Raw genomic sequence first — 13888 nt, 5'->3', positions numbered from 1 at the left:
CAACGAGGGAATCGCAACAAAGTTTCAGTTTCAAGGACCCGAGGCGGTCCGCAGGCTGGCGGGAAGGCGCTCCGCAAGGAGGATTTCCGGTCTGGCGGCGGCCCGTTCGGGAAATGGTGACCGGTCGTTCGGGCGGCCGGCAAGATCGGCTTTGCGTCTTTCGTATCGCAAGGGGAAATTTCCCGCGAAGGACGCTATATATAGACAAAAGGAAATCGACCGATGCGCATCGAGCGGCGTTTCACCAAGGATGGACAATCGGCCTATGCGGAGATCGAATTCCGCAAGGCGCTCTCCGAGATCAAGAATCCGGACGGTTCGGTGGTGTTCCGCCTCGATGACATCGATGTGCCGGCGCAATTCTCCCAGGTGGCTGCCGACATCCTGGCGCAGAAGTATTTCCGCAAGGCAGGCGTGCCCGCCCGCCTGAAGAAGGTCGAGGAGAACGACGTCCCCTCCTTCCTGTGGCGCTCGGTTCCCGACGAGACCGAACTGGCCACGCTGCCCGAAAACGAACGCTACGGCTCCGAGACCGATGCTCGACAGGTCTTCGACCGCCTCGCCGGCACCTGGACCTACTGGGGCTGGAAGGGCGGCTACTTCAAGAGCGAAGACGACGCCCGCGCCTTCAAGGACGAGCTGTCCTACATGCTCGCCACCCAGCGCGTGGCGCCGAACTCGCCGCAGTGGTTCAACACCGGCCTGCATTGGGCCTATGGCATCGACGGCCCCGGCCAGGGCCACTTCTATGTCGACCCCTTCACCGGCAAGCTGACCAAGTCGAAGTCGGCCTATGAGCACCCGCAGCCGCACGCCTGCTTCATCCAGTCGGTCGCCGACGACCTCGTCAACGAGGGCGGCATCATGGACCTGTGGGTGCGCGAGGCGCGCCTGTTCAAATATGGCTCGGGCACCGGCTCGAACTTCTCGCATTTGCGCGGCGAAGGCGAAAAGCTGTCGGGCGGCGGCCGTTCGTCCGGCCTGATGAGCTTCCTCAAGATCGGCGACCGTGCCGCCGGTGCCATCAAGTCGGGCGGCACCACGCGCCGCGCCGCCAAGATGGTCGTCGTCGACGCCGACCACCCCGACATCGAGGCCTATATCGACTGGAAGGTGAAGGAAGAGCAGAAGGTGGCGGCGCTCGTCACCGGCTCCAAGATCGTGCGCCAGCACCTCAGCAAGATCATGGCGGCCTGCGTCAACTGCGAAGGCCAGGATGACGACTGCTTCGACCCGGCCGTCAACACCGCGCTCAAGCGCGAGATCAAGGCCGCCAAGAAGAACGCGGTGCCGGAGAACTACATCTACCGCGTCATCCAGTTCGCCAAGCAGGGCTACAGCTCGATCGAATTCAAGACCTACGACACCGACTGGGATTCGGAAGCCTACCTCACCGTTTCCGGCCAGAACTCCAACAATTCGGTCTCGCTCAAGGACGACTTCCTGCGCGCCGTCGAAGGTGACGGCGAGTGGCACCTGACCGCCCGCAAGGACGGCAAGGTGCTGAAGACGCTCAAGGCCCGCGACCTGTGGGAAAAGATCGGCTACGCAGCCTGGGCCTCGGCCGATCCGGGCCTGCACTTCAACACCACGATGAACGACTGGCACACCTGCGCTTCCGCGGGCGCCATCCGTGCGTCGAACCCGTGCTCGGAATACATGTTCCTCGACGACACGGCCTGCAACCTCGCCTCGATCAACCTCCTGCCCTACCGCATGGAGAACGGCGAGATCGACATCGCGGCCTACGAACACACCGTGCGCCTGTGGACCGTCGTGCTCGAAATCTCGGTCATGATGGCGCAGTTCCCGTCCAAGGAAATCGCCAAGCTGTCCTACGAGTACCGCACGCTCGGCCTCGGCTACGCCAATATCGGCGGCCTGCTGATGACGTCCGGCATTCCCTATGACTCCGACGAAGGCCGCGCCATCGGCGGCGCGCTGACGGCGATCATGACCGGCATCGCCTACGCCACCTCGGCCGAAATGGCCTCCGAGCTCGGCGCCTTCCCCGACTACGACCGCAACGCCCAAAACATGCTGCGCGTCATGCGCAACCACCGCCGCGCCGCCTATGGCGACAAGGACGGCTACGAGAAGCTGTCGGTGCATCCGGTGCCGCTGGTCGCGTCCGACCTCAAGCAGCCCGAACTGGTGAGCCACGCCCGCGCCGCCTGGGACCGCGCCATCGAGCTCGGCGAGGAGCATGGCTACCGCAACGCCCAGGCAACCGTGATCGCTCCCACCGGCACGATCGGCCTGGTGATGGATTGCGACACCACCGGCATCGAGCCCGACTTCGCGCTGGTCAAGTTCAAGAAGCTCGCCGGCGGCGGCTACTTCAAGATCATCAACCGCGCCGTGCCCGAAGCCCTGCGCACGCTCGGTTACTCGGAAAGCCAGATCGCCGAGATCGAGGCCTATGCCGTCGGCCACGGCAATCTCAACCAGGCGCCGGGCATCAACCCCGGTTCGCTCCGGGCGAAGGGTTTCAGCGACGAGAAGATCGAGGCGCTGAACGCAGCCCTCAAGAGCGCCTTCGACATCAAGTTCGTGTTCAACAAGTGGACGCTGGGCGAAGACTTCTGCAAGAACGTGCTCGGCCTCACCGACGCGCAGCTCAACGACTTCTCGTTCGAGATGCTGCCCGCACTTGGCTTCTCCAAGCGCGACATCGAAGCCGCCAACATCCATGTCTGCGGTGCGATGACCCTCGAGGGTGCACCATTCCTGAAAGAAGAGCACCTGCCCGTCTTCGACTGCGCCAACCCCTGCGGCAAGATCGGCAAGCGCTATCTCTCGGTCGAGAGCCACATCCGCATGATGGCCGCCGCCCAGCCCTTCATCTCGGGCGCCATCTCCAAGACCATCAACATGCCCAACGAGGCGACGGTCGAGGACTGCAAGAGCGCCTACATGCTGTCGTGGAAGCTGGCGCTCAAGGCCAATGCGCTCTACCGCGACGGCTCCAAGCTGTCGCAGCCGCTGAACGCCTCGCTCATCGCCGACGAGGACGAGGACGAGGACGACGCCGTCGAGGCGCTGATCGCAGCACCCGCCGCCGCCAAGGCGGTGCAGGTCACCGAAAAGATCGTCGAGCGCGTCATCGAGCGGCTCTACCGCGAGCGCGAAAAGCTGCCGAACCGCCGCAAGGGCTACACCCAGAAGGCCGTCGTCGGCGGCCACAAGGTCTATCTGCGCACCGGCGAGTTCGACGACGGCCGCCTCGGCGAAATCTTCATCGACATGCACAAGGAAGGCGCTGCCTTCCGCGCGATGATGAACAACTTCGCCATCTCGATCTCGCTCGGCCTGCAATACGGCGTGCCGCTCGACGAATATGTCGAGGCCTTCACCTTCACCAAGTTCGAGCCGGCCGGCATGGTCGTCGGCAACGACGCCATCAAGAACGCCACCTCGATCCTCGACTACGTCTTCCGCGAGCTCGCCGTCAGCTATCTTGGCCGCCACGACCTCGCCCATGTCGACCAGTCGGATTTCGACAAGACCGCGCTCGGCAAGGGCATCACCGAAGGCAAAGCCCTGCCCTTCTCCAAGGGCCTGACCCGCGGCGCCCCGCTCAAGGTCGTCTCCGGCGTCGCCGGTTCCGACCCCAAGGGTTCGGCGGCCGCAAGCCCGGCGCGTACCACGCCCGTGACCGCCTTCTCCGGCTCCAACGTGCTGGCGCTCGCCCCCAAGGCCGCGATCTCGGCGGAGGAATCCACCGCCTACAAGCGTGACTACGAGGAGCGCGCCAAGGAACTGGCCGACGACGCCGCCTTCGAGGAAGAGGAAGCTTCGGCCGCGAACGCGCTGTTCACCGACGCCGCGGCCCAGGAAGCGGCGGACGCCAAGAAGCTCGCCGCCGACCGCCGCGCCAAGTCGATGCTGCAGGGCTACACCGGCAATTCCTGCTCGGAGTGCCAGAACTTCACCATGGTCCGCAACGGCACCTGCGAGAAGTGCGACACCTGCGGGGCGACGAGCGGCTGTAGCTGAGGTAAAGGGGGGGCGTAAGAAGCGCTGCCAGCCTCCCAGCCCAATGAAACAACAGATAGGCCGCCTCAGTGCGGCCTATTGTTTTGAGCGGCGCACCTCAGCGCTTCGTCATCTCAGGGAAGCAGGAGCGTAGCGACATCGCGGCTGTGTTCCAACGGCACAGAGCGGCCGCCGCTTCTCCATTCGAACGGATGCTTCAGCCTCTCTGCTTCGTCATCCTCGGATCAAGCTCGAGGATGACGAAGCGGAGAGGCCGCTCGCAGCAATCGGGCTCACTGCGCCGACAGCACGCTCAGGAAGCGCCGGATGCTTGATCTCCCAGGGGGCGATCCAATCTCCGGCGACCCTCAACTCCACCTTGGCGTCGTCCTCGATCACCTTGCACACGGTCATCTCGCCCGCATCCTTGCCATAGCGCGAGGCGGCTTCCCTGAAGCGGTCGTGCGTTGCGCGGGTGAGTTCGCTGCGCGTACCGGTCTCGTTCATCAGCTCCGCGATCAGGCCCAGATCCTTGAGACAGAGCGCCAGGGGAAAGGAGGGATCGTAGTGTCCGGCGAAGATGGAGGGAACGTCATGCTGCATGACGAAGCTGTCAGCCGCGCCGCCCTTCATGGCAGCCCACCAGACGTCAGGCTCGAGACCTGCAACCTTGGCCGTCACCATCGCCTCGCCAATGGCCGCGGCATGGATCTTCCAGAGCTGGTTGTTGACGAGCTTGGCGACATAGCCGTTGCCATGCCTGCCGACCTTGCGGATCTCGCCCATCGCCTCGATCACCGGACGAACCCGCTCGATGTCGGCATCCTCGCCGCCGACGAACATGATCATGTCGCCGCGAATGGCCGAGTCCACGGAACCGGTGACGGGCGCGTCGACGGCTGCGCCGCCTCTTTTCCGGAATTCGGCGCCGAGGTCGCGCATCAGCTGAGGGCTGCTGGTGGTGAGGTCAATCCAGTATTTGCCGTCACAGTCGGTCGTCAAGAAACCATCCTTGCCGCGAACGACGGCCTCGATTTCCTTTGGGCCGAACACCATGGTCACCACGACTTCAACCTGGTCGAGCAAGTCTGCCGGACTGCTGGCAGCCCTTGCGCCCTTTTCGACCAGGGGCCCCAAGGCTTCAGGCCGGACGTCGAAGACGACCATTTCGTAGCCTTTCCTGAGCACGTTCAGCGCGGCGTTCCTGCCCATCGTGCCGAGTCCAATGAAACCGACCTTCATCTCAACACTCCCTTGGATTTCCTGACCCTGGCTGCTGCCGCCTCACTGTTCCCACGGCGGCACCCAATCACCTTCAAGCCGCATGGAAATGCCAGCGTCGTCCTCGATGCGCCTGGCGACATGCAGTTCCGCCGCCTGCGCACCGTAGCGGCTGGCGGCAAGGGCGAACGCGCCTTCGGCCGCTGTCGTCATCGGCAGTGCGGCACGTACGTTGCGGTTCAGCTCCTGGATGAGACGCAGGTCCTTGAGACAGAGGTCGAGCGAGAAGGAAGGGTCGTAATGCCCGGCGAAGATCGAGGGAGCGTCATGCTGCGCGACGAAGCTGTCGCCGACGCTGCTGCGGATCGCGTGCCACAATGTGCCCAACTCCACACCGTTCGCCATGCCCGTGGCGAAGCCTTCGCCGATGGCTGCAGCACCAATGAACCACAGCTGATTGGTCACCAGCTTGACGACGTTACCAGTGCCGAGGGCACCGCAATGAATGACCAGCCCGAGATGGCCGAGGACCTCGGCGGCGCGGTCAAACGACACCTGGTCGCCGCCGGCGAACAGGGTAAGCTTGCCGTTCCTCGCTCCATCCACTGCCCCCGTTACGGGAGAGTCGACCACCGCCACACCTTGCGGCGCTTGCGACGCGAGGCGGAACACGAGTTCGTTGCGGTTCGTGGTGAGATCGACCCAAAGGCTTCCCGACTTCAGATGCGCCAAGGCTCCATTGTCCCCGGCCATGACGGCTTCCACATGATCCGGCCTCGGAAGGGATGTGAGGAAGATATCGGCTTGGGCCGCGCAGGCTGCTGCGGAAGTGGCCGCCACAGCACCGACAGCCACGACCCTTTCGAGGGCATCCGGATTGAGATCGAAGGCGCTCACCGGATATCCGGCTCCCACAAGCCGCTGGCACATGGGGCCGCCCATGTTGCCCAGTCCGACAAAACCAATCCGCGGCAAAGAGGTCATCTTGCAGTCTCCGGTGGCAATGGAGCGCCTCCGACAGGGGCGCCTAGACGGGACAATGCACCCGCCTCCCCGGCTGACAAACGTTGAAAAAACTCCGCAATCCTAATAACCAGTGGTTATGAGGAAATATCGGACTGCGCTGCCGCCGCTGGACCTCCTGATCTTCTTCGAGGCCGCCCATCGCGTGGGAAGCTTCACCGGCTGCGCCAGCGAACTCCATGTCTCGCAGGCCGCGGTCAGCAAGCGCATCCATCAACTCGAGGAATGGATCGGCGAACCGCTCTTCATGCGCAACGGCAAGCGACTGGCACCTACCGAGAGCGGCGAACGCCTCTATCACACCGTCGGGATGGCGCTCGAATTCCTCCGACAGGGGCTGGGCACATTGCGCGAGCATGCCATGCGGCCGCTCTCCATCGGCGCCCACACCGTCGTGGGCATGTTCTGGCTGACAGCCCAGCTGCAGGCCTTCGGGCTGTCCGGCGATGCCTGCCCGACTCGGCTGGTCACCTCCGACAACACGGGCGACCTTCTCTCCGGCAAGAGCGACCTGCTGGTGGTCTACAGCAACGGCCTGGTTCCGGGGTGCCGCACGACACGGCTGCTCGACGAGGAAATGGTGCCGATGGCGTCGCCTGCGCTGGCCGCCGCCTTGGGCGCCGACGGCAGCGGCCCGTTCCAGCATTGCCGTCGAACCGACGGTCCGCCGCTGCTCAATTATCTGCGTTCGGCACCCGACTGGGTCGACTGGCGCGTGTGGTTCGACGGCCTGTCGCTTGAGGGGCCCGAGGGCTGGCACGTCAAGACCATGAGCACCTATTCCCAGACCATCGGCGAGGCGATCCGCGGCAATGGCATTGCACTGGGCAGCGTAGCCTTGCTGCAGTCGGAACTGGCGGCCGGGCGACTGGTGCCTCTTACCCAGGACGTCCTGCGCACCGACAGGGGCTACTATCTCTGCCACAGCGAAAGCGCGCCACTGGCTGGCGAGGCTCAAAGGCTGGCGGACTTCTTGGTGGCGGCTGCCCACAGCCAGAACGCCTTTGCACGATGACAAGACCGCAGGCGTTCCTGTGGCCGAAGCCCGAGCTGACGGCTCGGGCCCGGCCCCTTTCGACTGCCGCCGCGGCGCCGCAGATCAGCCGCCATGCACCACGCGGTGGAGGCTCTTCAGCAGTTCGGCCGGTTGCGCCGCCTGGAAGATGCTGCGGCCGATGACGAGGCCGGTGGCGCCACGGGCGACGTAGGCCTCGACATCGCGGAGCGTGTCGGTGACCTTGTCCCTGGGGGTGCCGCCGCGGATGAAGACCGGCCGGCCGACCGCATCGACGATGTCGCCGAGATCGGCGACATCGTGAGGGGCGTCGATCTTCAGCAGGTCGGCGCCCAGTTCGGCCGCCAGCCGCGCCGCATGCAGGATCTGCGATGTCTCGCGCACCGTGTTGCCGTCATCGTCCACCGCTAGCGCCTCCACCATCACCGGATGGCCGATGCGGCGACACATGGCGGCGATTCCGGCCAGGTGGCCGCGGTGGTCGGCGACCCGCCGGTGGCCCTGGGCGTTGACGAGGAAGAAACAGGCCACGACATCGGCACCGGAGCGGGCGATGTCGTCGGCCGAAGCGACCAACGTCGCCTCGATGTCCGAGCCGCCGTGCTGGCGAAAGGCGCCGGTGGTGTCGAGGCGCATGGCGTGGCATGTCGCCAGCCGCTTCATCGAGGACATCGCCTGCATCGTCGCCGGGCTGACCAGCAGCCCGTCCAGGGCGTTCTCCGGCAGGGTCGACAGCAGCCGGGGAATGTTCTCCAGGCCCGACACATGGCCCTCGAACAAGGGATGGTCGACGCCGAGAATGAGGCTCCGGCCGTCGGCATGCGAAAACAGGCGCTCCATCCTGAGCTCAAATCCAGGCCCTCGGTTGCCGCCCGCCACCGATGGTCGCTGCCGCCCGGAATCCTCTCGCGATAGAGCGTTCATGTCTCGTCCTTTGCTTTACAGTTTGGTTGCAGCGCCAGTCGCTGGGCTGCTCGTTCGAATTCATCATCCAGGGCAGACCGGGGCCGCTGGCTAGAGCGCGTGCCGGATCGCCTCCAGCGCCTGGCCCCGGGCATAAGAAACCGAGGTGCCGCGCCGGGTGACGCTGTCGGCTGAAACGGCGATGGCCAGCCGGACGCTGGCCGCGGTTCCCATCTTGGCGGCGAGGCCATAGGCGAAGGCACCGGCAAACGCATCGCCCGCGCCGGTGGTGTCGGCGACGCTCACCTTCGGGGCGGCAAACAAGACGGCGTCATCGGCGGCGGCGGGGTCGACATAGGCCGCCCCGCGGTCGCCAAGGGTGACGACCAGCCTGATGCCGCTCTTGCGGGCGAACGCCTTGGCCAGGGCCACGTCGTCGTCATGCTCCAGGCCAAACATCTCGCGGGCAAGCAGGCGCAGCTCGGTCTCGTTCGGCAGCAGCCAATCGGTCAGCCCCAAAAGGTCCTGGCCAAGCGCCGACGCCGGCCCCGGATTGAGAACGGTTGCCGCGCCGCGAGCACGCGCATGGACAAAGCCCCGCACGATCGCCGGCTGCGGGATCTCCAGCTGCGACAGCACGACGTTGGTTGCGTCGATGTCGTCGAACGCCTTGTCCACAAGGCCCGGCGAGACATGATCGTTGGCGCCGCCACTCAGCACGATCCTGTTGTCTCCCGCCGGCTCGACCCAGATCGCGGCAACGCCGCTGTAGATGCCGGCGATGGTCGAGATGTGGCCGGTGCCGACGCCGCAGGCCTTGAAATGGTCGAACCATTTCGGCCCGAACAGGTCGTCGCCGACACATGTCACGATGTCTACCTGACCGCCGAGAAGGGCCGCCATCACCGCCTGGTTGGCGCCCTTGCCGCCGAAGCCCTGGTCGAACGACCGTCCAAAGACCGTCTCGCCGCGTTCGGGGACCCGGTCCAGATAGCTCACGAGGTCGATCATGTTCGAGCCGACGACGGTAATCCTGCAGTTCCCACTCATTGCCATGTCCATCATCCTGGATTCGTTGAATTCTTCGTGGACCGGTCCGCGCCGGTCGTCATGTTTCGGTTCGCGGCGGAGTTCAGGCCGCCGCGGGCGGCTTTGCCGGCCGGTTGTGGTCCGTGCTCATCACCGCGCGGATGAGATCTTCTTCCCCAACCTCGCCGCCCTTGAACTCGCCGGTCAGCCGGCCGTGGTGCATGGTGACGATGCGGTCGCTGAGCCCCAGCACCTCGGGCATTTCGGACGAGATCAACAGTACCGCCATTCCATTTGCCGCCAGTTCCCGGATGATCTTGTAGACCTCGTCCTTGGCGCCGACGTCGATGCCACGTGTCGGCTCGTCGAGGATAAGCAACCTCGGGTCGGTGGCCAGCCATTTCGCCAGCACGACCTTCTGCTGGTTGCCGCCGCTCAGCGTGACCACCGCAGTCGTCGGCGACGGGCTGCGCAGGCGGAGCCGCTCGGTAAATTCCGAATAGAGCGCCGCCGCCCTGGTCCTGCGCAGCAGGCCCCAGGCCGAAAGCCTGGCCAAATTGGCAAGGATGACGTTTTCGCGCCCCCCGGCCCCGAGCACGAGCCCCTGCTTCTTGCGGTCCTCCGGCACCAGGCCGATGCCCAGCGCCACGGCGTCTCGCGGATGCCTGACGGTGACCGGACGGCCCCGCCAAAGCAAGGTCCCACTGGCCGGGCGCAGGCCGAAGATGGCTTCGGCGAGTTCCGAACGGCCGGCGCCGACGAGGCCGTAGAGGCCGAGGATTTCGCCTTCGGAGATGCTGAAGCCGACATCCTCGAATGCCCCCGGCGACGACAGTCCCGACACCGTCAGCACCTCGTTTCCGGCAAATTTCCACGTCGACGCCTGCCGGCGATCCAGCGTCCGGCCGATCATCAGGCTCATGACCTGAGCCTCGTCCGCATCCGCCGTGCGCAGCGTCGCCTGCGTCTCGCCGTCGCGAAGCACCGAAATCCGGTCCGACAGGCGGAAGATCTCCTTCATCTTGTGCGAGATGTAGATGATGGCGACGTTGTTCTTGCGCAGCCGTTCGATGGTGCGGAAAAGTGATTCCGCCTCGGCTTCGGTCAAGGTCGCCGTCGGTTCGTCGAAGATCACGACCGAGCACGGAAATGCCGCCGCGCGCGCGATCTCGACCATCTGCTGGCGGGCGATCGGCAGGTCGCCGACCCGTGCCGCCGGATCGATGTCATAGCCGCACGCCTTGAGCGCGCGCTCGGCATCGTCGTTCAGCTTCCGCCGGTCGATCATGCCGTTCCATTTGCACGGAAGGCTGCCGAGGAAGATGTTTTCGGCCACCGACAGATCCGGGGCCAGCGACATCTCCTGGTGGATCAGCACGACACCGCCGTTGCGCGCGTCGCGGGGATTCTTCGGCTCGTAGGCTGCGCCCGAGTGCAGGATCTCGCCCGCATCCGGCCGGATGCCGCCAGCCAGGATCTTCATCAGGGTCGACTTGCCGGCGCCATTTTCGCCGCACAGCGCATGGACTTCGCCGGCGAAGACGTCGAGATTCACTCCGGCCAGCGCGCGAACGCCCGGGAAAGCCTTGGCGATACCCCTGATGCGCATCAGGGGTTCACCTGCAGCCGCGAAACCCTCGCGGCTGCGATCTTCATCAACCTTGCGGTCAAGCATTGCTCACTCCCTGAAGAGGCCTACCGGTTCAGAAGTTGGGCCGCGAGATGGTGTCCACATTCGCCTTGGTGACGCCAGGCGTCTCGAGGTACTCGAACTGCTTGAGCTTCTCGCCGGCCGCCAGCTTGAGGGCGCTGCGCAAGGCAAGGCGGGCATCTTCCTCCGGCGACTGGTAGACCGACCCGTAATATTCACCGGTCTTGATCAGGTCCCAGACGAAACCATACATGGTGGCATCGACGAACTTGATCTTGCCGGCCTCGAGCGTGCCTTCCTGGATGGCGGCGCGCGCCGCCGTCAGGGCGCCGAAGCCGACGCCGGAATCGACCGAATAGACGCCGTCGATCTGCTTGCCGAAGCGGGTGATGAAGTTCTCCATCAAGGTCTGGCCCTTGGCCTGCGACATGTCTGCGGGCTGCGAATCCAGCACCTTGATGTCGGGATACTTCGAGATGACCTCCATGAAGCCGTCGTAGCGCAGTTGCGCCATGCGATAGCCGGGCGTGCCGTTGAGCAGGACGATGTTGCCCTTGCCGTTCAACGCAGCCGCCATGATCTTGCCCGCCTCCTGGGCCTCGGCATAGTCGTCGGGACCGGTGTAGCTGGTCATCGCCTCCATGCCCGACTCGTCGATCATCGAATTGGAGATGATCAGCGGGATGCCTGCCTGCGCCACCTGCCGCGCCGCCGGCACGATGGCCTTGCCGTTGACCGGCCAGACGATCATGACGTCGACCTGCTGGGCGATCAGGTCGCGGACCTGGTCGGCCTGGCGGGCCGGATCAAGGGCGGCGTCGGTCATGATCGGCTTGACGCCCAGTTCCGCCGCATATTCGTTGAATGCCTTGAAGTAGGCTGCCGCATAGCCGTTGAGGCTGGGCCCGAGATTGGCGAAGCCGACGACGATCTCCTCGAACGGCTTCTTGCTCTCCTTGGGAAACCAGTCCGGCGGCGCCGCCACGGCGTTGCCGATGAGCGCAAGGCCAATCGCAGCACTCGCTATCAATGTTTTGAACGACATGTATTCCTCCCTTTGTTGAACTTTTGTGCGCTTCATTCGCCGTGGCGCATCGCCTGGCCGTTGACCTGGCGGTCGAGGACGAGAGCTATGATCAGCACCACGCCGACGATGACGGGGATGTAGAAGGGCGAGACCCGAAGCAGGTTGAGGCCGTTGCGCAGGATGGCCAGCGCGAGAACGGCGCCCAGCGTGCCGGTCACGCCGCCCTTGCCGCCTTGCAGCCGCGTGCCGCCGAGCACGACCGCGGTGATGGCGAGCAGTTCGTAGTCGCGGCCGAACGACGGGGCTGCGGCGCCGAGATTGGCGGCCATGGCGATGCCGCAGATGGCGGCCATCAGCCCGCACAGGGCAAAATTCGCGATGACATGGCGCGAGACCGCGATGCCGGCGTCGACCGCCGCACTCCTGTTGCCGCCGATGGCAAAGGTGTTGCGACCATGCGGCGTGAAGCGAAGCACGAAGCCGACGACTGCAGCCAGGCCGGCGAACAGGACGACGACGATCGAGATCGGGCCAATGGCCAGCATGGCGAAGGCGTTCAGCCGATCGTCGGTCGACGACAGCGAAATGTCGCCGATGGCCAGGAAGGTGAGCCCCCTGATCCCGCTCATCATCGCCAGTGTGACGATGAAGGAGCTGATCCCCATCTTCTCGACGATCAGGCCGTTGACCAGCCCGACGAGCACGCCGGCGGCAAGGGCTGCGAGCACCGCCACGCCTAGCCCGTAAGGCTGAAGCGCGACGACGATGCAAGCGGTCAGGCCGACGACGGCGCCCACCGAGAGATCGATGTTGCCGCTGATCACCACGGGCGTCATGCCGATGGCCAGCAGGCCGACGAAGACGCATTGCGTCAGCACGTTCGAGATGTTGAACGGCGTCAAAAAGAACGCGCTCTGCAGGCTGAAGAAGACTGCGAGTGCAAGCGCAAGCAGCCAGACCGAATTGCTGCGGATGAAGGTCTTCAGGCCGTCGAACGACGTGGCGGACGGCTGGAGGCGATCGGTGGCAAGGCTCATGCGACCTCCCTCCCCGTGCGAGAAATGACGTTCATCCAGGCAGCGGCGATCAGCACCACGGCGACCGCGATCCACTGCATGTAGAAGGGGAAGCCGAGAAGCAGCAGCGCGCTCTGCATCGCGCCGATGACGACGATGCCGAGGATCGAGCGCAGCACGCTGCCCGATCCGCCGATGAGGCTCGTGCCGCCCAGGATCACCGCCGACAGCACCAGGAGTTCCAGGCCGACGCCGGAGTCGTGGCGGGCGGTCATGACCCTGGATGCGTAGACAACCCCGGCGATGGCGGCAAAACCGTCGGCGATGACATAGGTGGCAAACAGCGTCCGGCGGACATCGATCGACGAATAGGCGCTGGCGATGGAGTTTCCGCCGACGGCGAAGACCTTGCGCCCAAAGGTGCTGGCATGCAGCAGCACGCCGCACAACACCGCAAGAACCAGCGTCAGGACGACGGGCGACGGAATGCCGAGAACGTAGCCCCGGCTGATCGAAGTGAACCAGGTCGACGCTTCGAGGTCGCTCATCACGACATTGGCGCCCCCGGTGTAGATCAGCGCCATGCCTTGGACGATGGAGAGCGTTCCGAGCGTTGCGATCAGCGAATTGAGGCGGAGGTAAGCGACCAGGAAACCGTTGAGACAGCCGACGAGCACGCCGATCGCCAGGGCGACAGCTATGGCCGCAACAGGCCCGACCTCGTTGAGCAGCGTGATCGTGGCGATCGCGGAGCACGACAACACCGAGCCGACCGACAGATCGAGGCGGCCGGCGATGACGACGAAGGTCACCCCCAGCGCCATGATCGCGGGCACAGCCATCTGGCGCAGGACCTGGTTGACGTTCTGCAGGTCGAGAAGTTGCGGGATGAAAAGCCATGCCGCCAACAATGTCAGCGCTGCGGCGATAACCGGCGCATGCCGCGCGCCGCTGGTCATGATCATAGCTGGCATGTCACTCCTCCCTTAGTGCAGAAGGAGTATGCCGAGCGCCTTCAGGCTTGC

10 protein-coding genes are annotated in these 13888 nt (G+C 64.9%); 2 read left to right on the top strand and 8 right to left on the bottom strand.

Features of this window, described 5'->3' with window-relative positions; genetic code table 11:
• Window positions 1–222: 222 nt before the first annotated feature.
• Window positions 223–3999, top strand: coding sequence for a vitamin B12-dependent ribonucleotide reductase (locus ASC75_RS03735; RefSeq protein WP_055970684.1), 3777 nt, complete (start codon window positions 223–225; stop codon window positions 3997–3999).
• A 213-nt stretch (window positions 4000–4212) separates the two neighbouring features.
• On the opposite strand, the gene ASC75_RS03730 is transcribed toward ASC75_RS03735, so the two are convergent.
• Both ASC75_RS03730 and ASC75_RS03725 read right to left on the bottom strand, forming a co-directional pair.
• A complete protein-coding gene (locus ASC75_RS03730; protein ID WP_055970683.1) occupies window positions 4213–5220 on the bottom strand; it encodes an NAD(P)-dependent oxidoreductase in 1008 nt (335 codons plus the stop codon).
• 42 nt (window positions 5221–5262) lie between these two features.
• Complete coding sequence (locus ASC75_RS03725) at window positions 5263–6183, bottom strand: NAD(P)-dependent oxidoreductase (RefSeq protein WP_082496383.1); 921 nt, start codon at window positions 6181–6183, stop codon at window positions 5263–5265.
• 118 nt (window positions 6184–6301) lie between these two features.
• On the opposite strand from ASC75_RS03725, the gene ASC75_RS03720 reads away from it, so the two are divergent.
• Window positions 6302–7237 (top strand): LysR family transcriptional regulator, encoded by a 936-nt coding sequence (locus tag ASC75_RS03720; protein WP_055970681.1) that lies wholly within the window; start codon window positions 6302–6304, stop codon window positions 7235–7237.
• A gap of 84 nt (window positions 7238–7321) precedes the next feature.
• Here ASC75_RS03720 and ASC75_RS03715 read toward each other — a convergent pair whose 3' ends face one another.
• The 6 genes from ASC75_RS03715 to ASC75_RS03690 all read right to left on the bottom strand — a co-directional run bounded on the left by ASC75_RS03715 (window position 7322) and on the right by ASC75_RS03690 (window position 13837).
• A complete protein-coding gene (locus tag ASC75_RS03715) occupies window positions 7322–8161 on the bottom strand; it encodes a hypothetical protein (RefSeq protein ID WP_082496382.1) in 840 nt (279 codons plus the stop codon).
• A 90-nt stretch (window positions 8162–8251) separates the two neighbouring features.
• Window positions 8252–9196: a ribokinase gene (locus ASC75_RS03710; RefSeq protein ID WP_055970950.1), complete on the bottom strand. Its 945-nt coding sequence runs from the start codon at window positions 9194–9196 to the stop codon at window positions 8252–8254.
• 76 nt (window positions 9197–9272) lie between these two features.
• Window positions 9273–10844, bottom strand: a complete 1572-nt coding sequence (locus ASC75_RS03705) for a sugar ABC transporter ATP-binding protein (protein ID WP_055970679.1) — start codon at window positions 10842–10844, stop codon at window positions 9273–9275.
• Window positions 10845–10872: 28 nt separating this feature from the next.
• Window positions 10873–11865, bottom strand: coding sequence for a sugar ABC transporter substrate-binding protein (locus tag ASC75_RS03700; protein WP_055970678.1), 993 nt, complete (start codon window positions 11863–11865; stop codon window positions 10873–10875).
• Between the two features lie 32 nt (window positions 11866–11897).
• Window positions 11898–12884: an ABC transporter permease gene (locus ASC75_RS03695; protein ID WP_082496379.1), complete on the bottom strand. Its 987-nt coding sequence runs from the start codon at window positions 12882–12884 to the stop codon at window positions 11898–11900.
• Window positions 12881–13837, bottom strand: a complete 957-nt coding sequence (locus ASC75_RS03690; protein WP_055970677.1) for an ABC transporter permease — start codon at window positions 13835–13837, stop codon at window positions 12881–12883. Before ASC75_RS03690 ends, ASC75_RS03695 begins: the two co-directional genes overlap by 4 nt.
• Window positions 13838–13888: the final 51 nt, after the last annotated feature.

It is taken from the genome of Aminobacter sp. DSM 101952 (assembly GCF_001424795.1).
Classification (GTDB): domain Bacteria; phylum Pseudomonadota; class Alphaproteobacteria; order Rhizobiales; family Rhizobiaceae; genus Aminobacter; species Aminobacter aganoensis.
The sequence above is the reverse complement of the archived record's forward strand: the minus strand, read 5'-3'. Positions and strand labels throughout refer to the sequence as shown.